Below are 21706 nucleotides of genomic sequence, written 5' to 3' on the forward strand. Positions count from 1 at the left end.
CATGATCTGCCGCCCCGTCACCATCATCAATAAACTGGGCTTGCATGCCCGCGCCACCGCCAAGCTTGTGGCCACCGCCTCCGGCTTTGACAGCCAGGTACGAATCCGCGGCAAGGGCCGGGACGTGGATGCCAAGAACATCATGCAGGTGATGATGCTGGCTGCCAGCCAGGGCACTGATATTGAACTGGTCGCCGATGGCCCTGATGAGCAGGAAGCCATCGAGGCACTCGTAGAACTGATCGGTGATTATTTCGGCGAGGGGGGTTGAGCACACCCTGGTTCGTCATTCACCTACAATCCTTTCTCACCTGAGGCCGCTAACTCCGCTATAATGCGACAGTTTTCTGATCGCAGGTGGTTTCATGACCGATATTCTGGAAAAAAGTCAGGCCCGCCAGCGCCTTCGCTCCCTCAGTGAGGCCCTGGACAGTGGTGCGCTCAAGCAGGTTGCCCGCATCCTCAATGGCGGCCTGAGCCCCAGCGATATAGCCCACCTGCTGGAATCTTCCCCTCCCCGCCAACGCGCCCTGCTGTGGAACCTGGTCGATAAACAACTGGAAGGGGAAGTACTCCAATATCTCGGTGACGACATCCGGGCCTACTTCCTGAGCCAGCTGAACGCCCAGGAACTTGCAGATATCATTGAGGATTTTGAATCCGACGACCTGGCCGACCTGCTCCAGCAGCTGCCAGACACGGTGATCCAGGAGGTCCTGGACACCATGGACGAGCAAGACCGGCAGCGGGTAGAGGAAGTACTCTCCTACCCCGAGGACACTGCCGGCGGCCTGATGAATACGGACACCATTACGGTGCGCCCGGATATCAGTATTGACGTGGTACTGCGGTACCTGCGCCGCCACCGCAACCTTCCCCCCATGACCGACAGCCTGATTGTAGTCAGCCGGCGGGACGAATTCATTGGCATGCTACCCATCACCCGAATGCTGGTATCCAACCCCGCATCCACCGTTCGTGAGGTGATGGACACTGACATCGAGCCGATTCCGGTGACACTGTCCGACACCAAGGTCGCCACCCTCTTCGAGCGCTACGACCTGATTTCTGCTCCGGTGGTGGGTGACGACAACAAGCTCCTGGGCCGGATCACCATCGATGACGTGGTCGACGTTATCCGGGAAGATGCGGATCACTCGCTGATGAGTATGGCCGGTCTGGACGAAGACGAAGACACGTTCGCACCAGTGCTCAAAACCACGCGCCGGCGAGCCGTCTGGCTCGGAATCAACGTAGTGACCGCTTTTACCTCAGCCTCTGTGATCGGTATGTTTGAGGAAACTATTCAACAGGTGGTCGCCCTGGCCGTACTGATGCCAATCGTCGCCAGCATGGGCGGCATCGCCGGCAGCCAGACGCTGACGCTGATGATTCGTGGCATGGCAGTGGGCCAGGTCAGCAATGACAACGTGAAATGGCTGCTGAACCGGGAATTTCTGGCAACAACGCTGAACGGGTTTCTGTTTGCCCTGGTGGTGTCTGCGGCGGCCATGGTGTGGTTCAGAGACCCGACCATTGGCCTGGTGATTGCCATGGCGCTGGTCATCAACCTGACCATCGCCTCAATCGTCGGCACCCTGCTGCCGTTAACACTGAAACGACTGAATATAGACCCGGCACTGGCCGGGGGCGTGATCCTGCTCACCACCACAGACGTCGTGGGCTTCCTTTCCTTCCTGGGGCTCGCCACCTATTTTTACGCTTGAGGAGCCAACCATGAGTCAATCCGACAACCACCCGCACCACGAGGAGCTCGAGGAAGATTTCGGCCCGAGCAAATCCCAGATCAAGCGGGAAATGCATGCGCTCCAGGACCTGGGTAAACAGATGCTGGATCTCAATGACGAGCAATTGGCGTCACTGGACATCAGCGACACCCTGAAGGCTGCCATCGTGGAATCACGGCGCATTAATCAGCGCGAAGCACGCCGCAGACATTTGCAATACATTGGCAAGATCATCCGCCAGGAGGATGACCCGGAGGCACTGGCTCGTGCCATTGGTGCATTCAATGCCGGCAGTGAGGAGCACACCCGCCGGCATCACCTGGCCGAGCGCTGGCGCGACAGGATGATCTCCGAAGGCGACAAGGTGGTGGGGGAGTTTATCGATTATTGCCCGGCGGCAGACGTGCAGCACCTGCGCAACCTGGTTCGCAATGCCCGCAAGGAAGTGGAGAAACAGAAAAACACCGGCCAGGCCCGTAAACTGTTCCGGGCCCTCCGGGGGTGGATTGATGACGCAGAGCAGTAAAGCAAACGGCTGACCGGAGTTCTACGTTAAAGGCGGCGGTGCTCCCAGACCGGCATTCTGGCCCGAATCTGGTTCAGTTTTTCCATGTCCAGGTCTGCCACAACCAGGCCAGGGCCCTCATCCAGTTCCGTCACTACCCTGCCCCAGGGGTCACAGATCAAACTGTGGCCATAAGTCTTGCGGCGCTCACTGTTTTGCCCCCCCTGGCCGGGGGCGACCACCCAAACCTGGTTCTCGATGGCCCTGGCTCGAATCAGTGGGTGCCAATGGGCGTCTCCAGTTTGCCAGGTAAAGGCGCTGGGCAGGCACACCCACTCGGCACCCTGTTCCCGCAGCGCCCTGAACAGTTCAGGAAACCGCAAGTCGTAGCACACTGCCATCCCCAGCCGGCCAGCGGGAGTGTCCACGGTAACCACCCGGTCACCTGGCTCGAAGGTATCCGACTCCCGGTATTGGCCATGGGAATCCTCGACCATGGCGTCAAACAGGTGAATTTTGTCGTAACGGGCAACTTCCTCGCCCTGATCGTTGTAAACAATGCAGCTTGCACGCACCCTGTCGGGAACATCAGAACCATCGGGTCGTGTTGCCAGAGGCATGGAACCACCTACAATCCATAGCCCCAGCCTCTCGGCCTGTTCTGAAAGAAAGCGCCGGATCACCGATTCACCGCCACTTTCCTGCCGACCACACTCCCGCATCTGAGCGGTGGCCAGAACCGCAAAATTCTCAGGTAATACTGCCACTTTCGCGCCTTGGGCGGCAGCATCACGCAACAGCGCCTCGGCCTCGGCCAGGTTACCGGCCAGGTTGTGACTGCTGACCATCTGAATCGCTGCAACTTGGGTCATGCTCCGACTCCTCTACTCACCCGTATCGAAAACCCGACGTAGCTCCACTTTGGGCTCGCTCCAGCTACCGGTGACACTGTAAGTGGCGCTGGTCAACTTGCTTAATGGGTCACCCAGAATTTTGTCCAGAACAAAGAGTGCGCCGCCAATGGGGGCGCTCGCTCCCATCAGTATGGCAGCCAGGGGCAGGTTCTGGGTAACCGGAAGCACCAGCACCAACCGCATATCCAGGCTCTCATCTGCCATATTGGTAGTCCCACTCATTTTGAACGCCCCAGACGGCCCGACCAGTTGCAGCTCGGGGTCCAGAGTAACCAACCCGTTCACAATAACTGCCTTGCCGGAAATGGCATCAAACGCTATACCCCGCTCGTAGAGATCCGAGAAGTCCAGGCGCAGCCTGCGCCAGAGCGTATCGGTATTGAGCAGGTTGAAGATTCTGAACAACTGGGCTGAGCCACTTTGCTCCATGATCACACCGTCATCCAGGCGGACACTGACCTGGCCACTGAGCTGCTCCAGAGCAATTTCATCCGGGCGGCCGGGCCAGTCCAGATCCAGATCAATCTGGGTCTGCTCGTTGTTCAGAGGAACCGGGGTGCCGGTAAGCGCCTCCAGTTCTCTCAAGCGACCACCTGAGAGCGTTCCGACGAAGCGACTGGTTTCACGGTCATCAACCACACTCCAGCTCATTCTGCCCCTGAGCGCCAGTGTTTCCAGTTGCCCCTCAATCTCCTCAATGTTCAGGCGGAACGGCTCCGGGCGCATGGCGAACTGCCAACGGCCGGCAGACTCATCGCCCAGCCTCAGGTCATCAATGGTCACATCGATATCCGGCCAGCTCCCGACATCGAGAGCCCGGAAGGCCTCCAGCTGTTCTTCCAGGGTCAGTAGCTGCCGGTCACCCTGATCGTCACTTCCGGTATCTGAACGCATCAGGCTAAGGCGTTGCAGGTCGGCTTGAATCGTTCCCTGCCCGGGCACCATCACCCTGCCCTGAACCCTGTCAGATTCGGTGTTGAACACCCAACGATCCCCCAGATCCAGTGCGCTGACCCGTATATTCCTGAGGCTATGCCCGGCCAGATTCAGTTCGCTGAGGCCCAGATCAAAACCGGATGCTTTCCACAGCAGATCAAACGCCATCCGACCCTGCCAGTCACCGGTGATCCGGACGCCCTCGTTCACCGTCGGGTCGATCAACGCTGACAATCGTGCCTCATCCGTCTCCGCTTTGCCCAATGGCCGGGGCCAGTCGAGGGCCAGCCCCCGCAAGTCAGAGGTTACTGTTATCCGGGAGGCGCGCTCGGCCGCCACGTTCAGCTCCGCCGAGTAATCCATGCTACCTGACATCCCAAGCGCCGAGGCCTCCGGCAGCCCGAACTGATGCAGGAATACGGGTAACGGAAGCCGGCCGGTCTGGCGAATGGACAACGCTGTGCCACTGCCTGACGGCCCCTGCTTTACTTGCTTAAACGCAACAGCCACCGGTTGCCCAAAGAATTCTGCAGTGAGTGGCTCGCCGGAAAATCCAAGGCGGGTGTTATAGCGCACCTCACCCTCGATACCCGTCCAGGACAATCCTGCCGCCGGGTAGGAGACTTCGGCTCCGGACGTGGCCACCCGAGCATTCACCGCCGTTTGCCCCCCGTCACCCAATGGCAAGTCAATACTCAGATCCAATCCATAGAGACCCTGATAATCCAACTCGGTAGCGGCCATTCCGGCCATCTCACCCAATGGCGTCTCGGTCATCCAGAACGACACACTTTCACCCGGCACGTCGGCTTGCGCATCAACCAGTACGCGCGTGGGCCCACCGCCCTCACCCGGCAATACCCTGACAACACCCGATCGCAGTTCCAGCCCGCCAGTCAGCCCCTGATCCAGAGTTACCAGGGTGTCTGCATTCTGGACCTCAACCCGGCCCCGGACGTTCTGCACCTCCGGCCAACGTTCATCGTAACGAACCACCCCTCGGTCGAATTCAAACCACATGGATGAGACAAAGGAACCACGGGGTGCGCCAGAATCAATCCTTCCATGACCATAGTATTGCCCGGCAGTGATGTCGGCTTCACCGATTGCCGTCGTTAACCACTGATAGAGCTCGGGGGCCACCACTTTGGCCGGGACGAACGCCGCGAGCATCGACGCATCACCGTTCTCAACCCCTACCCGAAGGCCCAGATTGTCCTCACCAAAACGGTCGAGCCGCAAATCAAATGCACCGGTGAGCGTCGTGCGGTCGGCATAGATAAACCTGAGATCGTCAGCAAAAACACGGGTAATCGGCCCGACCATCTCCCAGGACACGGTGCCGGTTATGGCATCAAGCAGCCAGTCAGAAGTAAACAACCCGGGAAAGCCCAGGTAAGCAGGCCCGGAGGTATCCAGAGTGACGTGGCCCGAGTGGGCCGTCATCCCGATCTGACCATCCAGCCCCCTCGCGGCAGGCGCTCCCCGGGCAGCCTCAACCGAGACATCGCGCAAACGACCGGACAACTGGAAATCGGCAGGGTCTTCCGGCAGCGCCAGGATCACGTCGTCAAGGTAGCCGGATGGTCGGTACTGTTCCAGGGCCTGATTGGCCGCGGCTGGCAATAACGGCAAGCTATGCAAAAGACCTCGAATTGGCGCCAGGGGGACACCATCAGCAATCAGTCGTTTACCGCCGGAAGCTGGCTCAAGGCGCAAACCAAAGGGTTGAACATCATGTTCCAGCCACTGCCACTGAAGTTGCTGCAGTTGCAAGGGACCGTCCCTGCGCCAGCCGAAACGCGCCCTGATGTTCTCCAGGGGAGCCAGCGACTCCATATTGACCCCAAGCTGGAGGTAAGGCGTTTGTACCACCCCCTGAACCTGCTCCAACTCACCTTTGTCAAAGGTCAGCCAGGCTCGCCCACCAAGATCTGCCCCTTCTACGCGAATACCGCGCCAGCTCAGATCATCCACCAGGCCATCAAACAGTCGCCCGGAGTCGATATCCAGATACAACTGGCCGGAGAACTCGCCCCGGAAGAACTGCTGACCAACAAGGGCGAAACTTGCGAGCTGGGTGGTGCTTCCCGGCTGCATTGCCCTTCCAGACGCCTGGAACAGTCCACGGCGGTAGACAAGGTCCAGTTGGGGGATATCAAAATGCCGGGTATTTCCGGAACCATCGTCTATGCCAAGACTGATCCGGGTCATGGTGACGCGCGGATCGGAAAGCCAGCGCCCGGCCAGCCTAAGCCAGGCTTGCAGATCCTGGCCACCGGGGTGAGTCAGATCGGTCAGCTCATCCGGAGGTTCAAGCAAGTCCAGGCCTGACCGCCGGGCCAGGCTCAGGGTTAAACCATCGGCTTCAAAGTCCTCAAACACTAAACGGAAGCGCAGTAGAGATGACAGAAAATCCAGACGCAGACGCAAGTGCTCAAGCTCGGCAATGGTCTGGCCCGTGTCAGGGTGGTGAACAGTCAGATCAGAGGCGGTCACTGCGGGGTCAAGCCAATGCCAGCGGGAGGAAAGACGACCAATGCGGACGTCCAGGCCGGTACGCTCAGATAACTGCTCAGACAGCTCGCCGGTGAACCGATCAATATTGCTGGTCAGCTGCCTCCCCAGTCCAGCGTATAGGGCAAACACCACCAGCACGGCGAATATAAACCACCAGACTCCGTTTGCCAGGTACTCAAGCAACTGCGCCAGCTTGCCGACGGCACTGCGTTGCGGGTGAGCTTGCCCCTGTTCACGGCCTTGCATCGTAATGGATACTCCTTCGACAGCCCCGCTTATCGGGCGTCAGAGCAGGACCACATCGTACTGTTCCTGACTGTAGAAGGGCTCTACCTGGAAACGTATGGTCTTACTGATAAATGTCTCTAGGTCGGCAACGTTGTCGGATTCCTCATCCAGAAGACGATCGACCACTTTCTGTGACGCCATCACCAGATAGTTTTCCGCTTCATAAGCCCGGTTTACCCGAAGAATCTCACGGAAAATCTCATAGCAGACGGTCTCTGCCGTTTTCAGGAAACCCCGACCATCGCAGATCGGGCAGGGTTCGCACAATACCTGCCCAAGGCTTTCTGTGGTGCGTTTTCGGGTCATCTCAACCAGGCCCAGTTCCGAGACACCGGTGATCTTGGTTTTGGCATGATCCCGCTCGAGCATTTTCTCCAGCATTCTGTGCACCTGGCGCTGATGCTCGGGGTCGTCCATATCGATAAAGTCGATGATGATGATGCCACCGAGGTTTCTGAGCCTCAGCTGCCGGCTGATGGCCCGGGCGGCCTCCAGGTTGGTTTTGAAGATGGTCTCTTCCAGATTGCGGTGGCCGACAAACGCGCCGGTATTGATATCAATGGTGGTCATCGCTTCGGTCTGGTCGATGATCACGTAGCCACCGGATTTGAGCTGCACCTTGCGGCTCAGAGCCTTCTGAATCTCGTCCTCGACAGAATACAGATCAAAAATCGGCCGCTCACCGGGGTAATATTCCACCTTATCGGCAAATTCCGTGACGAACTCCTGCACAAAATCCATCACCCGCTGGTAGCTTTCCCGGCTGTCGATGCGGACTTTCTCGGTTTGCGGCCGGATCAGATCCCGGATAGTGCGAATGAACAACGGCAAGTCCTGGTAAACCACCGATGGCGCCGGGGCACTGCCAATCCGTTCCTGTATCGATTGGCTTAGCCGATGAAGGTAGGTCATGTCGGCAATCAGATCATCGGCTGCCGCCGCCTCTGCGGCTGTCCGGATAATATAACCGCCCTGAACATCATCACTCTGGACTGCGGCCTCTTCAATCAGGGTCTTCAGGCGGGTGCGTTCGTTTTCGTCCTCAATCCGCTGGGAAATCCCGATATGACTGACGCCCGGCATGAACACCAGGTACCGGGAAGGAATCGATAGCTGAGTTGTTAACCTGGCCCCTTTGGTGCCAATGGGATCTTTGGTGACCTGAACGACCAGGGACTGCCCCTCACGTAACAGGGTTCGGATATCCGGTACCGTTTTCGGGCCATCCGAAGGCTCTTCCGGGCCCGACTGGCTGCAGGCAACATCCGAGGCATGTATGAATGCCGCCCGTTCCAGGCCAATATCCACAAACGCCGCTTCCATTCCAGGCAACACGCGAACCACCTTGCCCTTGTATATATTACCAACAATACCCTTGCGACTGGTCCGCTCGATGTAGGCTTCCTGAAGCATGCCGTTTTCGACCAACGCGACCCGTGTTTCTACCGGCGTGACGTTGATGAGAATTTCTTCGCTCATGTTTGGCTCTCCTTACAGCTCGGCCACTTCTGCCAGACCGGAAAACCGGCCTCTGCCAGCAACCCGGCGGTTTCAAGGAGGGGCAAACCCACCACCGCGCTATAGCTGCCCTGCAATTCTCTGACAAAGATACCACCCAGGCCCTGAATACCGTAGCTACCGGCCTTGTCCATGGGCTCGCCACTGTCAACGTAGGCCCGGATCTCGGCGTCTGCCAGGCTTCGAAAGGTCACATTGGTGACCGACAGGCACGATTGACAAACCTTTCCGCGAGCCAGCGCCACTGCTGTCATCACCTGGTGCATTTGACCAGACAGCCGGGCCAGCGTAGCTCGAGCTTCGGCAGTATCAGCCGGTTTACCCAGAATCTCACCCTGCAACACAACCGAGGTATCCGAGCCCAGGACCAGTGCATCGGGGTTCTCGCCGGCCACCTTCAGCGCCTTCTCACGAGCCAGGCGCTCCACATAATGCTCCGCAGACTCGCCGTCGACCGCGGTTTCATCGATATCCGCGGGCTGCACCCGAAATGTCAGCCCAATCTGCTGTAAAAGCTCAGCACGGCGAGGAGAGGCCGAAGCAAGAATCAGCGTATTCATGGCACTAACCCAGCTTCCGGTTCAGGCGGTCCAGCAGACCACTGACAAAGGGCCAGGCCACCGCACTGGTTAATGCCGGCCACAGGTAACTGAAGCCCGCCGTATCGGCCCCCAGCAGTTGCTTGATGAAGTGCACCAGCATCTGATTGATGCCCAATAACAGGAAGACCATCAGGCATTGTTGCGGTATCGGGTACATTCTCAAACGCTGGTGGATGGTCAGCACGAGGAAAGCGATGAGCGCCATACCCAGCGCGTTTGTGCCCAGAGGAGTGGCCTCGAGTACATCCAGTAATAGCCCGAGACACCAGGCCATCAGGATCCCGAACTGCGCCGGTGCACGGAAGGTCCAGTAAAAAACCACCAGCCCGAGCCATTCCGGCCGAAATTCAAACCAGCCCACAGGGAACAGCGATATGCTCAACACCAGAGCAAGCACAGCGGTAACGAAAAACAGCGGGTAGCTGATGACCGACAGCATCAGTTGGCCTCCTCTTCCGTGGCCTGCGGCTCCTCAGACTCGCGGCGCTCCCGGGGCTCGGGCTGAAACACCACCAGCACAAGCCGGCTCTGGTTCAGTCTGGCCATGGGCCTGGCCCGAATCGTCACAAAGGGTTCCCCTGGCTCCTTAATGATCTGACTGACCTCAGCCACCGGATAGCCCCGGGGGAAACGGCCACCAAGACCAGAGCTGACCAGGGTGTCGCCTTCACGTATATCAGCAGTATCCGGCACATGCACCAGATCCAGTTGATTGACCTCACCGTTGCCCAACAACACCGAACGCAAACCGTTCCTGACCACTTCGACGGGCACCGCATGGCTGCTGTCCGACACCAGCAAAACCCGCGAGGTGAATTGACTGGTCTGTACTATCTGCCCCATCAAACCTTCAGCATCCAGCACAGCCTGCCCCGTGGTCACGCCGTCACTTTGACCTTTGTTGATGATGATCTCGTGGGAAAATGGATCGGGCGAGACACCCACCACTTCGCCCACGACCACCCGATCATCCAATACCTCAGAGGAGTTGAGCAGGCGGCGCAATTCATTATTCTCTGACGCCAAAGCCGCATACTTCAGTGCTCGGCGCTCGAGTATCAGCATTCGGGCCTTGAGTTCTTCATTTTCGCTCTGGAGATCTTCACGGCTGACAAAGAGCCCGGAGAACCAGTCGCTGAATCGGTAGGGGGCATTACCCAGCCAGTACACGGGAGCCAGGCCAGTGGCAAGGGTACTTCGAACGGGTGTGAGCTTGTCAAAACGGGCATCGGCAGCGATCAACGCTGCCGACACCAGAATCACAAGAAAGAGCCTGAAGCCGGGCACCGGCCCCTGGACAAAGATGGTCTTAATGGCTTAGCCCTCCCACAGGATTAACCCTCCTGGGAGAACATTCCGATGCCACCGCGATCAATGACTTCAAGCGCCTTGCCACCACCGCGGGCAACACAGGTCAGGGGATCTTCGGCGATAATCACCGGCAGACCGGTTTCTTCACTGATAAGTTTGTCTAGGCCTCTCAGCAGTGCACCACCACCGGTCAGTACGATACCGCGCTCAGCGATATCAGACGCCAATTCAGGCGGAGACTGCTCAAGCGCGCTTTTGACAGTCTGGACAATCTGGGCGAGCGATTCCTGCAAGGCGTCGAGAATCTCTTCGCTGTTCAGGGTGAACGCACGGGGCACCCCTTCTGCGAGGTTGCGACCACGCACATCAATCTCACGGATATCCAGTCCTTCATAGGCACAGCCGATTTCGTGCTTGATTCGCTCGGCGGTGGAATCACCGATCAGGCTGCCGTAGTTACGACGTACATAAGTGACAATGGCCTCATCGAACTTGTCACCGCCAACCCTCACAGACTCGGCGTAAACGATGCCATTCAGGGAAATAATGGCGATTTCTGTGGTGCCACCCCCGATGTCGACAATCATGGAACCACTGGCCTCTTCAACCGGCAGACCTGCGCCAATGGCCGCGGCCATGGGTTCTTCAATCAGGAACACTTCTCTGGCACCCGCGCCCAGCGCAGATTCACGGATGGCCTTGCGCTCCACCTGGGTGGACTTGCTGGGCACGCACACCAGGACTCGCGGGCTGGGAGTAATAAAGCTGTTCTCATGCACTTTATGGATAAAGTGCTGGAGCATCTTTTCGGTAACCACGAAGTCCGCGATCACGCCATCTTTCATCGGGCGTATGGCAGTGATATTACCCGGGGTACGGCCGAGCATGCGTTTGGCTTCAGAGCCGACGGCAGCAACCATTTTCTGGGAACCGCTGGTGCGGATGGCAACGACGGAGGGTTCGTTAAGTACGATTCCGCGTTCGCGCACATAGATTAGGGTGTTGGCGGTGCCCAGGTCGATGGACAGGTCGCTTGAGAAGATGCCTCGGAGTCTTTTGATTAACATTCGTGTTGTTTCAACCTGAGAGTTGCGGTTGCAGATGTAGAAGAATCACGCAACTTTAGCAGTGAGGCCATTCTCAGGCAAGGCAACATCAGGGCTCGGAGCTTACCATTCTCACATTTTCGGTGCTGTTTCGGGGCCAATCTTGGTTGCGATTCTGCTAATATATCGAGCTTGTTTTCTCTGGGTGCAAGGATGCCTTGGGGAGGGGCTTTCCAAAAAACGCTCCTTCGGCACATCCATGTGGCGCTTCGCGCTCCGCCATCCATGGCTCCGCAGATTTTCGGAAAGCCCCTCCCCAAGGCATCCCCGGACAGTTGAGAAGTGCCTGTTTCAGCCGGTTTGAATCGTTCGGGCCCATTTGTATTAAATTGTTTTCACACATGCTTTTGGAGGCAACGTGAGCATTTCCCGCGAGGACATCGAGAAAGTTGCCGTGCTCGCCCGCATCAAGGTGGATGGCGAGCAGGTTTCGGCTCTGGAGAAGGATCTGGGCAATATTCTGGATCTGGTGGATCAGTTGAGTGCAGCGGATACCGATTCGGTGGAGCCCATGGCCCATCCGCTGGATGCGGTGCAGAAGCTGCGGCCGGATGTGGTTACCGAGACCAATCAGCGGGAGGCGTTTCAGGCGATTGCGCCGGCTACCGAAGATGGGTTGTACCTGGTACCCAAGGTCATTGAGTGAGCCATCTGGCCACTGAAATAGCTTTGTAACCGGCAGGTTGTCTGACGATCACATATTTCGGGATTGATGATGCATAACAAATCCGTAGCAGAGCTTTCCAGAGAGCTGGAGAGCGGCAAGATTTCCAGTGTGGAACTGACTCAGCAGTTCCTCAACCGTCTGAAACAGGAAGACGGCAAGTACAACAGCTTTATTACCATCTCCGACGAGCAGGCGCTGGCCGAGGCAAAAGCGGCAGATGAGATGCGGGCGGCAGGTAAGGCCACGATTTGGACCGGGGTGCCTTTTGCCCATAAGGATATTTTCTGCACCAATGGTATTCGCACCAGCTGCGGCTCGAAGATGCTGGACAATTTTGTGCCACCTTATGACGCCACGGTGACGGCTAATTTCAAGGCTGCCGGTGCCGTATGTCTGGGCAAGACCAACATGGATGAGTTCGCCATGGGCTCTTCCAACGAGTCCAGCTTCTACGGCGCGGTGACCAACCCCTGGGGCCTGGCCAGCGGTAACAAGCGGGTGCCGGGTGGTTCTTCCGGTGGTTCTGCCGCTGCTGTGGCGGCGCGGCTGGTGCCAGCAGCGACCGGTACCGATACCGGCGGCTCCATCCGTCAGCCGGCAGCGCTCTGCGGCATTACCGGGCTGAAGCCGACCTATGGCCGGGTCTCTCGCTATGGAATGATCGCTTTTGCCTCCTCCCTGGATCAGGGCGGGCCGATGGCGCGTACAGCGGAAGATGCCGCACTGATGATGAACGTAATGGCAGGCCACGATCCAAAGGATTCCACCAGCATCGACAGGGAGGTGCCGGATTACACCGCCACCCTGAACGAGCCGTTGAAGGGCCTGAAAATTGGCCTGCCAAAGGAATACTTCAGCGATCAACTGTCTCCGGCCATGGAAGAGCAGGTTCGTAACGCGATTCGCGAATATGAACAGCTCGGTGCCACAGTGAAGGAGGTTTCACTGCCCAACGCCAAGCTGGCCATCGCGGCTTATTACGTGATCGCCCCGGCCGAGGCCTCCGCCAACCTGTCCCGGTTTGATGGCGTGCGTTATGGCTATCGCTGTGACGACCCGAAAGATCTGATGGACATGTACACCCGCACCCGGGCGGAGGGTTTCGGTAACGAGGTGAAGCGCCGGATTCTGGTGGGCTCCTATGCCCTGTCCGCCGGCTACTTCGATGCCTATTACCTGAAGGCCCAAAAGGTTCGCCGCCTGATCCAGCAGGATTTCATCAATGCATTCAAGGAAGTAGACGTGCTGATGAGCCCGGTGTCACCGACACCTGCCTTCAAGCAGGGTGAGAAGAACACTGACCCGGTGTCCATGTACCTCGAAGACGTGTTCACCATCGCCATCAACCTGGCGGGCATTCCGGCCATGTCCGTTCCGGCCGGGTTTGTCGACGGCTTGCCAGTGGGCCTTCAAATTATCGGAGATTACTTCTCCGAAGCCCGTTTGCTGAACGCCGCCCATCAGTTCCAGCAGGTGACCGACTGGCACCAGCGTGAACCCCAATAAGCCCGGACTAGGAGACGAACACATGCAGTGGGATATCGTGATCGGGCTGGAAATTCACGTTCAGCTCGCCACCCAGACCAAGATTTTCTCCGGCTCCAGCACTGCTTACGGTGCCGAGCCCAACACCCAGGCCAACGCCGTTGACCTGGCCATGCCCGGTACCCTGCCGGTGCCCAACGAGCAGGCCTTTCGCTATGCGGTAATGTTCGGCCTGGCCACCAACGCCGAAATCGGCCGCCGCTCGGTGTTCGAGCGCAAGAACTACTTCTACCCGGACCTGCCCAAAGGCTACCAGACCACCCAGCTGGCCCAGCCCATTGTCGGCCCCGGCTACGTGGACATCGACCTGGCCGACGGCAGCACCAAACGGGTACGCATTCACCACGCCCACCTGGAAGAAGACGCCGGTAAATCCCTGCATGAGGATTATCACGGCATGACCGGCATCGACCTCAACCGGGCCGGCACACCGTTGATCGAGGTGGTCACCGAGCCTGACATGACCAGCGCCGAGGAAGCCGTGGCCTTCGCCAAAAAACTGCACAGCATCGTCACCTCGCTGGGCATCTGCGACGGCGATATGTCCCAGGGCTCTATGCGCTTTGATGTGAACATCTCCCTGAAGCCGAAAGGCTCTGACACCCTGGGCACCCGCACCGAAACCAAGAACCTGAATTCCTTCCGGTTCATGGAGCAGGCCATCGCCCACGAAGTGGAGCGTCAGATGGATATCCTTGAGGATGGTGGCCGGATTGTGCAGGAAACCCGCCTTTACAACGGCGACCGGGACGAGTCCCGCTCCATGCGCACCAAGGAAGAAGCCAACGACTATCGCTACTTCCCCTGCCCGGACCTGTTGCCGGTGGAAATCGACGACGCCTTCATCGAAGACGCCCGCGCCCGCCTGCCGGAACTGCCAGACGCCCGCAAGGCCCGCTTCAAGGACCAGTATGGCCTGAACGACTATGACGCCGGCGTGCTGTCTGGCGACGCCAAGCTGTCTGCGTTCTTCGAAGAAACTGTGGAGTACGGCAAAGACGCCAAGCTGGCCGCCAACTGGATTCAGGGCGAATTCTCCGCCCGCCTGAATGCCGACGAGAAAACCGTGGCCGAAGCCCCGATTTCAGGCGCACAACTGGGCGCACTGGTCACCCGCATTGCCGACAACACGGTTTCTTCAGCAGGTGCGAAGAAGGTGTTTGAAGCCTTGTGGTCCGGCGAGAACGATGACGTTGACGCGATCATCGATGCCAAGGGCCTGAAGCAGGTCTCCGACACCGGCGCCCTGGAAGCCATGGTGGACGAGGTGCTGGCCGGGATGCCGGATCAGGTGGCCCAGTACCAGGGCGAGGACGATCCGAAGAAGCGCAAGAAGATGCTCGGCGGCTTTATGGGGCCGTTGATGAAAGCCTCCAAGGGCCAGGGCAACCCCAAGCTGTTCAACGAGATTCTTGTTCGAAAGCTTGGTGGTTAAGTTTTGGCTTTGGGGTGGGCCGTTTTGTTTCGGCCCTAGCCTTCGGGATTGGGAGGAACTGCCTTGGCGGGTAGAACCTCCCAAAAAACGACCGTGAATACGTCCCTGTAGGGCTTCGTCGCGCCATCCCTGGCGCTCCAGATTTTTGGGAGGTTCTACCCGCCAAGGCACCCCAACTGCGGAGGTGTCATCGTGAAGACACACAATCTGCCTGCGACCGCCCCCAAGACAGCAAAAGCACTTCTAGACTATACCCGCCAAGGCCGGGAGGGCGTGTTTGGTGGCCCTTCCCAAAAATCTCGGAGGCCATGGATGGCCGGAGCGAAGCGCACATGGATGTGCTCGTAGCGTTTTTTGGGAAGGGCCACCAAACACGCCCTGCTCCCAAACTGGCAGGCTAGAGCCGAAGCCCAAAAACCGCGACAAAAGTCAGACCAAGCGAGCCCAAAGATCATGCTCGTCAGCGTGCTCCACAACAGCCTGCACAATCTGACCAGGAACCAGGTCGGTTTCGTCGTTCAGGTAAACCATGCCATCAATCTCCGGCGCATCCGCCTTCGAGCGACCAATCGCCCCCTCTTCATCAACCTCGTCGATGAGCACATCAATCGTCCTGCCGATTTTGGCCTGCAGGCGGGCCGCTGAAATCTCGGCCTGCTTTGCCATAAAGCGGGCCAGCCGCTCTTCCTTGACCTCTTCCGGTACGGCACCCTCCAGCTCATTGGCCCTGGCGCCTTCAACCGGGCTGTAGGTAAACGCACCCACGCGGTCCAATTGCGCCTCATCCAGCCAATCCAGCAGGTACTGGAAGTCTTCCTCGGTTTCACCGGGGAAGCCGACAATAAAGGTCGAGCGAATGGTCAGGTCCGGACAGATTTCACGCCAGGTCTTGATGCGTTCCAGCGTCTTGCTGTCGTGGGCCGGGCGCTTCATGGCCTTGAGTACTTTCGGGCTGGCGTGCTGGAACGGAATGTCCAGGTACGGCAGGATCTTGCCTTCGGCCATCAGCGGGATGATGTCGTCTACATGGGGGTACGGATAGACGTAGTGCAAGCGAACCCATACGCCCATCTCACCCAGCGCCTCGCACAGGGACTGCATCTTCGTTTTCACCGGGCGACCCTGCCAGAAACCGGTTCGGTATTTGATATCCACACCGTAGGCGGAGGTGTCCTGGGAAATCACCAGCAACTCTTTAACACCTGCATCCACCAACCGTTTGGCCTCATCCATCACATCACCAATCGGGCGACTGACCAGTTTGCCCCGCATGTCCGGGATGATGCAGAAGGTACAGCTGTGGTTACAGCCTTCGGATATCTTCAGGTAGGCATAGTGCCTTGGCGTAAGCTTGATGCCCTGGGGAGGCACCAGATCCACGAATGGGTCGTGGTCTTTCTTCGGCGGTACATACTGGTGTACCGCTCCCACAACTTCTTCATAGGCCTGAGGACCAGAGACCGCCAGCACACCGGGATGGGTCTCGCGAATCTTCTCCGCTTCCACGCCCATGCAACCGGTCACAATCACCTTGCCGTTCTCGCTGATGGCTTCGCCGATGGCATCCAGGGATTCCTGCTTGGCCGCATCGATAAAACCACAGGTGTTAACCACCACAATGTCGGCATCGTTGTAGGTGGGCACGACCTCGTAACCATCGAGGCGCAACTGAGTCAGGATACGCTCTGAGTCCACCAGTGCTTTGGGGCACCCCAGGCTGATAAAGCCAACTTTTCCGCCCTGAGCAGTGTTCTGTATTTTCTCGGTCATAAAGTTCCGCAGGAATCCCGGAGCCTGGCTCCAAATGTGTGTAGGCGGCGATTTTAACTCACCGGGCTATCATCTGCAGCTCTGCACTTCCCACATATGACATCAAAAACCACGCATAACCCCGAAATGACGCACCAAAATGTGACGCCGTGTTCAGAAACTTTTAATAAAGCTGCAACAATATATACAGTCAACTTGCTGATCACTTTTTAAGCAGCTACAATTTCAAGCGCTTAAGCGTTCTTCTGGAAGGCAATTATGGGAAAGGCAACGTCGTTCGATACAACTGGCGCCAGAAAAATCAAAATGAAACCTGCACCCGCCAAACAGAATCTCAGAAATCAGCAGCGAGTCGATGTGTCGACGGAGATTACTGTTGAGAAAAGCGATGGCTGCTGCCTGACGTGCAAGGTTTCTAATCTGTCACGGGCCGGTGTGATGATTTCCTGTGATCAGGACGTTGTTCAACAACTCATTCCAGGTATGCGTGCGCCGGCTCCGGGTCACTGGATTGGCGTGAAAACTCGCTTTACCGTGCCAGTGCTGCCAACGCAGCCAGTCACGGTACTGGCAGATGGCAACATCGTGCACATGCGTCGAATATCCAGGAATGAATTCCAGATTGGTATTCAGTTCAGCGAATTTGAAGGCAACGGCTTCGATTACGTAGATCGCTATGTAGCCAAACTGCTGTGTGACGCCCGGAAAGCAGCCCACGACGCCCACTGAAGCCCCACCAACACCCCCGCAGCATGCTCTTAGTCCCCGGCATTTGGGATTCGGCGCCATATTATTAGAACGTAAAATTCTTACCAGAAATCTTCTTATACCCTGCTGCCGCCTGATATAGTGACACACCGATTTACAGCCATCACACAGCCCCTGCGGCAACGGATGACCATGACCACATACAACCTCACTCATCTCAAACAACTGGAAGCTGAAAGCATCCACATAATCCGGGAAGTGGCGGCCGAGTTCGATAACCCGGTCATGCTCTATTCCATCGGCAAAGACTCTGCCGTCATGCTGCATCTTGCTCTGAAAGCCTTTTATCCCGGCAAGCTGCCTTTTCCGCTACTGCATGTTGATACCACATGGAAATTCCGGGAGATGATTTCGTTTCGGGACAACGTGGCGGAGAAGTTTGATCTCGACCTGATTGTGCACATCAACGAAGACGGCGTTAAACAGGGCGTTGGCCCATTCACCCACGGTAGCGCCAAGCACACCGACATCATGAAAACCCAGGCTCTGAAGCAGGCCCTGAACAAGTACAAGTTCGACGCCGCGTTCGGGGGTGCCCGCCGGGATGAAGAGAAATCCCGCGCCAAGGAGCGGGTGTATTCGTTTCGCGACGAGCATCATCGGTGGGATCCGAAGAACCAGCGCCCCGAACTCTGGAATATCTACAACGGCAAGGTTAACAAAGGCGAGAGTATTCGTGTATTCCCACTCTCCAACTGGACCGAGCTGGATATCTGGCAGTACATCTACCTAGAGAACATCGATATCGTGCCGCTGTATTACGCGGCAGTGCGCCCCGTGGTAGAGCGGGATGGTACCCTGATTATGGTAGACGATGACCGCATGCCGCTGAAAGAAGGCGAGAAGCCGATGATGAAATCAGTACGCTTCCGAACGCTGGGTTGCTACCCGCTGACCGGCGCCATTGAATCCGAAGCCAACACCCTGCCCGACATCATTCAGGAAATGCTGCTGGCCACCAGCTCAGAGCGGCAAGGGCGGGTCATCGACCACGATTCAGCCGGTTCCATGGAACAGAAAAAGCGGGAAGGGTACTTCTGATATGTCACACCAGTCTGATTTGATCGCCGACGATATTCTGGCTTACCTGAAGCAGCACGAAAACAAGGAACTCCTGCGCCTGCTCACCTGCGGCAGCGTGGACGACGGCAAGAGCACTCTGATCGGCCGGCTGCTGCACGACACCAAGATGATCTACGAAGATCACATGGCCAGCCTGAAATCCGACAGCGCCAAGATGGGCACCACAGGTGAGAAGCTGGACCTGGCCCTGCTGGTAGACGGCCTGCAGGCGGAGCGGGAGCAGGGCATCACCATTGATGTTGCCTACCGCTATTTCAGCACCGACAAGCGCAAATTCATCATCGCCGACACCCCGGGCCATGAGCAGTACACCCGCAACATGGCCACCGGTGCCTCCACTGCGCAACTGGCGATCCTGATGATTGACGCCCGCCACGGCGTGATGACCCAAACCCGCCGGCACTCGTACATCGCCTCCCTGCTGGGCATTCGGCACATTGTTGTGGCCATCAACAAGATGGACCTGGTGGACTTCAGTGAAGATCGCTTTAATGAGATCCGTGAAGACTACCTGGCATTTGCCAACAAGCTGGGCCTGAAGGATGTCCGATTTGTGCCGATTTCTGCCCTGGATGGCGACAATGTGGTGAACAGGAGCGACAACACGCCCTGGTTCACCGGCCAGCCGTTGATGGAAATACTGGAAACCGTGGAAGTCTCCCGCGACAAGAACCTGGAACACTTCCGCTTCCCGGTGCAATACGTCACCCGCCCCAACCTGAATTTCCGGGGCTTCTGCGGCACCATTGCCTCCGGCGTGATCCGCCCGGGCGACACGGTGATGGCCCTGCCCTCACGCCGCACCAGCAAGGTAAAGGAAATCGTTACCTTCGACGGCAACCTGAGCGAAGCCTACATCGACCAGGCGGTCACCCTGACCCTGGAAGATGAAATCGACGTCAGTCGCGGGGATATGCTGGTGAAGGCAGAAGACGAGCCCGAGGTGCACAACCGGTTCAATGCCAACATCGTGTGGATGACCGACGCCCCGCTGGAAACTGGCCGTCTTTACGACATCAAACTGGGCCCTACGTTTACCTCCGGAACGGTGAAAAGCATTCATCACCAGACCGACGTAAACACCCTGGAGCAGAACCCCAACCCGAGCCAGCTGCAGCTGAATGAAATCGGCCTGTGCGAGCTGACTCTGAACCAGCCTATCGCGTTCGACGCCTACCAGCGCAACCATGCCACTGGCAGCTTCATCGTCATCGACCGGCTGACCAACGTGACTGTCGGCGCCGGCATGATTGCAGGCCTGACCGATGGCCTGGATTCCCTGGACCCGGTTACAGTGGAAGAACGCGAGCGCCGCCTGGCCCAAAAGCCGGCGATCATTGCCTGCACCGGCAAACAGGCCCCGCAGTTGGCCCTGGCCGTGGAGCGGGCGCTGTTTGACCAGGGCAAGACGGCAGTGGTGGTGTCTGAAGAAAACACCGGTGACGCCGACGAACGCCGCCGCGTGGCTCAGCTGCTGACGGCCCATGGCTTGGTGGCTGTTACCGTGAACCTTGGTTCTGACATCGCCAACACCGGTGTATCGGCTGATTCTGAGGCAGACATTCCGGCTGCGGTTGCCGGGCTTCTGCAGGAATTGGCTCGGAGTCAGCGGGTCTGAGGTCTGAGATTGACCGCTTGCAATGATTCCCCTACCTTGGCGGGCGGGCTTGCCGGGGTGGGGGATAATTTTTCTTTGGAAAAACAAACAACCACCCCGCGACCCGCCCCCCCCAATCTGGAAAGCTAAAAATGAATCCCACACCAATACATGGCAAAATCCCCCGCCACCAGAGTTAACCACAGGAGCTGAACATAATGGCCATCAAACACCTGCGCACCGCCTTCGCCAGCCAGTACCAGCCGGGCCAGCCCGCCCGCCTTGTTGCCGGCGAGGTCCTGCAGGAGCCCGGTGGCGATTACGAGGCCCTGCACAAGCAGATGAAGCGCCTGTTCAACAGCAAGCCCGGCAAAAAGTACGGCCGCTTCTCAGACGACATCGGCGAATGCCCCTTCAGCGCCTGGCTCAAAGACTACCTGGAAGACAAACAAACCTTCGCCGCAATGACCGACCGCCTGTTCGGCCAGTGGCAGGAACTGCTCAACGGTAGCCAGGAAGAGTTTGACGGCCACCTGATGGTGGTGCATGACGCGCTGGCAGATTCGGAAGTGGTGTACCTGTTTATTCTCGAAACCGACGGCGCCATGCGTTTTGACGGTAGCCAGAAACTGGACGCAACGGACGTGCTGAGCCTGTCACGCTTGAACCTGGCGGTTCGAATCGAGCTGGACGAGTGGCGTAACGAGAACTCCAGCGATAACTATATGACCGTCGTCCACGCCCGCGGCACCGGCGACCCCGGTGAGCTATTCCTTCGCCTTTGCGCTTTCACCAACAGCGTGGATGTGGAGAAAGAAACCATGACCTTCCTGGACGCGGTAGAAGCCTTCGCCAAATCCAGCGAACCGGAAAAAGCCGGCGAAGTCCGCGCCAAGGCCTACGAGTTCTGTAAGGATCAGCACGCCCTGGGCGAACCGGTAGCCATCGAGGCCCTGTCCAGCTACCTGGACGAAAGCCAGCCTGAGCGTTTCAAGGAATTCGCCAGCAAGAACGCGGAAATGCCGGAAACCGGCGTGCTGCATCCGGACCATCGCAAGGTGAAAAAACTGGTGCGTATTGCTGGCTCTGGCGGGGGTATGAGTGTGTCATTCTCTTCAGACCTGGTGAACCAGGCGGTGTACTACGACCGTGACAAAGATGCCTTGACCATCACCCGACTGCCCAAGGCTTTGCGGGAGCAGTTGCAGCGGTATCTTGAAGCTCGCGAGGACTGAGCTTTTATTCGCCTAGCCTGCTGGTTGGGGGGCGGGTCGCGGGGGGGGGGGGGGGGGGGGGGGGGGGGGGTGGGGTGGGGGGGGGGGGGGGGGGTTTGGGGTCGGGGGGGGGGGGGTGGCCCGTGGTCTCGGGCGGAGGGGGTGGGGGGCGGCGGGGC

18 protein-coding genes are annotated in these 21706 nt (G+C 58.1%); 10 read left to right on the forward strand and 8 right to left on the reverse strand.

Features of this window, described 5'->3' with window-relative positions; genetic code table 11:
* Position 1 precedes the first annotated feature (1 nt).
* The 3 genes from ABIE59_RS16060 to yjgA all read left to right on the forward strand — a co-directional run bounded on the left by ABIE59_RS16060 (position 2) and on the right by yjgA (position 2274).
* Complete coding sequence (locus tag ABIE59_RS16060) at positions 2-271, forward strand: HPr family phosphocarrier protein (protein WP_072676726.1); 270 nt, start codon at positions 2-4, stop codon at positions 269-271.
* Positions 272-365: 94 nt separating this feature from the next.
* Positions 366-1727: a magnesium transporter gene (mgtE, locus tag ABIE59_RS16065; protein ID WP_152438678.1), complete on the forward strand. Its 1362-nt coding sequence runs from the start codon at positions 366-368 to the stop codon at positions 1725-1727.
* A gap of 10 nt (positions 1728-1737) precedes the next feature.
* Positions 1738-2274 carry a ribosome biogenesis factor YjgA gene (yjgA, locus tag ABIE59_RS16070; protein ID WP_354448495.1) on the forward strand — a complete coding sequence of 179 codons (537 nt, stop codon included), beginning with the start codon at positions 1738-1740 and terminating at the stop codon, positions 2272-2274.
* A gap of 26 nt (positions 2275-2300) precedes the next feature.
* Here yjgA and ABIE59_RS16075 read toward each other — a convergent pair whose 3' ends face one another.
* The 7 genes from ABIE59_RS16075 to ABIE59_RS16105 are packed head-to-tail and all read right to left on the reverse strand — an operon-like array spanning position 2301 to position 11409.
* A complete protein-coding gene (locus ABIE59_RS16075) occupies positions 2301-3125 on the reverse strand; it encodes a carbon-nitrogen hydrolase family protein (protein ID WP_354448497.1) in 825 nt (274 codons plus the stop codon).
* A gap of 12 nt (positions 3126-3137) precedes the next feature.
* A complete protein-coding gene (locus tag ABIE59_RS16080; RefSeq protein WP_354448499.1) occupies positions 3138-6869 on the reverse strand; it encodes a YhdP family phospholipid transporter in 3732 nt (1243 codons plus the stop codon).
* Between the two features lie 39 nt (positions 6870-6908).
* Positions 6909-8390 (reverse strand): ribonuclease G, encoded by a 1482-nt coding sequence (rng, locus tag ABIE59_RS16085; protein WP_354448501.1) that lies wholly within the window; start codon positions 8388-8390, stop codon positions 6909-6911.
* On the reverse strand, positions 8387-8989 hold the full coding sequence (locus ABIE59_RS16090) for a Maf family protein (RefSeq protein WP_354448503.1): 603 nt from the start codon (positions 8987-8989) through the stop codon (positions 8387-8389). Before ABIE59_RS16090 ends, rng begins: the two co-directional genes overlap by 4 nt.
* A gap of 4 nt (positions 8990-8993) precedes the next feature.
* Entirely contained in the window at positions 8994-9470 is a 477-nt protein-coding gene (gene mreD / locus ABIE59_RS16095) for a rod shape-determining protein MreD (RefSeq protein ID WP_354448505.1), read from the reverse strand.
* Positions 9470-10336: a rod shape-determining protein MreC gene (mreC, locus tag ABIE59_RS16100; protein ID WP_354448529.1), complete on the reverse strand. Its 867-nt coding sequence runs from the start codon at positions 10334-10336 to the stop codon at positions 9470-9472. Before mreC ends, mreD begins: the two co-directional genes overlap by 1 nt.
* 29 nt (positions 10337-10365) lie before the next feature.
* Positions 10366-11409, reverse strand: coding sequence for a rod shape-determining protein (locus ABIE59_RS16105; RefSeq protein ID WP_058092032.1), 1044 nt, complete (start codon positions 11407-11409; stop codon positions 10366-10368).
* A 397-nt stretch (positions 11410-11806) separates the two neighbouring features.
* On the opposite strand from ABIE59_RS16105, the gene gatC reads away from it, so the two are divergent.
* The 3 genes from gatC to gatB all read left to right on the forward strand — a co-directional run bounded on the left by gatC (position 11807) and on the right by gatB (position 15095).
* Entirely contained in the window at positions 11807-12094 is a 288-nt protein-coding gene (gatC, locus tag ABIE59_RS16110) for an Asp-tRNA(Asn)/Glu-tRNA(Gln) amidotransferase subunit GatC (RefSeq protein ID WP_058092033.1), read from the forward strand.
* A gap of 66 nt (positions 12095-12160) precedes the next feature.
* The gene (gene gatA / locus ABIE59_RS16115) at positions 12161-13621 is read left to right on the forward strand and encodes an Asp-tRNA(Asn)/Glu-tRNA(Gln) amidotransferase subunit GatA (RefSeq protein ID WP_354448508.1); all 1461 of its coding nucleotides are present in this window, start codon (positions 12161-12163) and stop codon (positions 13619-13621) included.
* Between the two features lie 22 nt (positions 13622-13643).
* Entirely contained in the window at positions 13644-15095 is a 1452-nt protein-coding gene (gene gatB, locus ABIE59_RS16120; protein ID WP_354448510.1) for an Asp-tRNA(Asn)/Glu-tRNA(Gln) amidotransferase subunit GatB, read from the forward strand.
* A 429-nt stretch (positions 15096-15524) separates the two neighbouring features.
* Here gatB and rimO read toward each other — a convergent pair whose 3' ends face one another.
* Positions 15525-16865, reverse strand: coding sequence for a 30S ribosomal protein S12 methylthiotransferase RimO (gene rimO, locus ABIE59_RS16125; RefSeq protein ID WP_354448512.1), 1341 nt, complete (start codon positions 16863-16865; stop codon positions 15525-15527).
* A gap of 306 nt (positions 16866-17171) precedes the next feature.
* Between rimO and ABIE59_RS16130 the strand changes: the two genes are divergently transcribed.
* The 4 genes from ABIE59_RS16130 (at position 17172) to ABIE59_RS16145 (ending at position 21548) form a co-directional block, all read left to right on the forward strand.
* Positions 17172-17594: a PilZ domain-containing protein gene (locus tag ABIE59_RS16130; protein ID WP_354448514.1), complete on the forward strand. Its 423-nt coding sequence runs from the start codon at positions 17172-17174 to the stop codon at positions 17592-17594.
* Between the two features lie 165 nt (positions 17595-17759).
* A complete protein-coding gene (gene cysD / locus ABIE59_RS16135) occupies positions 17760-18674 on the forward strand; it encodes a sulfate adenylyltransferase subunit CysD (protein ID WP_354448516.1) in 915 nt (304 codons plus the stop codon).
* A 1-nt stretch (position 18675) separates the two neighbouring features.
* Positions 18676-20334: a sulfate adenylyltransferase subunit CysN gene (cysN, locus tag ABIE59_RS16140; protein WP_354448520.1), complete on the forward strand. Its 1659-nt coding sequence runs from the start codon at positions 18676-18678 to the stop codon at positions 20332-20334.
* Between the two features lie 197 nt (positions 20335-20531).
* Positions 20532-21548 carry a nucleoid-associated protein gene (locus ABIE59_RS16145; RefSeq protein ID WP_354448522.1) on the forward strand — a complete coding sequence of 339 codons (1017 nt, stop codon included), beginning with the start codon at positions 20532-20534 and terminating at the stop codon, positions 21546-21548.
* The last annotated feature ends 158 nt before the right edge of the window (positions 21549-21706 follow it).

The organism is Marinobacter sp. MBR-99, assembly GCF_040547575.1.
Taxonomy (GTDB): Bacteria; Pseudomonadota; Gammaproteobacteria; order Pseudomonadales; family Oleiphilaceae; genus Marinobacter.

Coding starts and splice junctions, on each gene's coding strand:
- ABIE59_RS16060 (WP_072676726.1), top strand. CDS start 2: ATGATCTGCCGCCCCGTCACCATCATCAATAAACTGGGCTTGCATGCC.
- mgtE (WP_152438678.1), top strand. CDS start 366: ATGACCGATATTCTGGAAAAAAGTCAGGCCCGCCAGCGCCTTCGCTCC.
- yjgA (WP_354448495.1), top strand. CDS start 1,738: ATGAGTCAATCCGACAACCACCCGCACCACGAGGAGCTCGAGGAAGAT.
- ABIE59_RS16075 (WP_354448497.1), bottom strand. CDS start 3,125: ATGACCCAAGTTGCAGCGATTCAGATGGTCAGCAGTCACAACCTGGCC.
- ABIE59_RS16080 (WP_354448499.1), bottom strand. CDS start 6,869: ATGCAAGGCCGTGAACAGGGGCAAGCTCACCCGCAACGCAGTGCCGTC.
- rng (WP_354448501.1), bottom strand. CDS start 8,390: ATGAGCGAAGAAATTCTCATCAACGTCACGCCGGTAGAAACACGGGTC.
- ABIE59_RS16090 (WP_354448503.1), bottom strand. CDS start 8,989: ATGAATACGCTGATTCTTGCTTCGGCCTCTCCTCGCCGTGCTGAGCTT.
- mreD (WP_354448505.1), bottom strand. CDS start 9,470: ATGCTGTCGGTCATCAGCTACCCGCTGTTTTTCGTTACCGCTGTGCTT.
- ABIE59_RS16105 (WP_058092032.1), bottom strand. CDS start 11,409: ATGTTAATCAAAAGACTCCGAGGCATCTTCTCAAGCGACCTGTCCATC.
- gatA (WP_354448508.1), top strand. CDS start 12,161: ATGATGCATAACAAATCCGTAGCAGAGCTTTCCAGAGAGCTGGAGAGC.
- gatB (WP_354448510.1), top strand. CDS start 13,644: ATGCAGTGGGATATCGTGATCGGGCTGGAAATTCACGTTCAGCTCGCC.
- rimO (WP_354448512.1), bottom strand. CDS start 16,865: ATGACCGAGAAAATACAGAACACTGCTCAGGGCGGAAAAGTTGGCTTT.
- ABIE59_RS16130 (WP_354448514.1), top strand. CDS start 17,172: ATGAAACCTGCACCCGCCAAACAGAATCTCAGAAATCAGCAGCGAGTC.
- cysD (WP_354448516.1), top strand. CDS start 17,760: ATGACCATGACCACATACAACCTCACTCATCTCAAACAACTGGAAGCT.
- cysN (WP_354448520.1), top strand. CDS start 18,676: ATGTCACACCAGTCTGATTTGATCGCCGACGATATTCTGGCTTACCTG.
- ABIE59_RS16145 (WP_354448522.1), top strand. CDS start 20,532: ATGGCCATCAAACACCTGCGCACCGCCTTCGCCAGCCAGTACCAGCCG.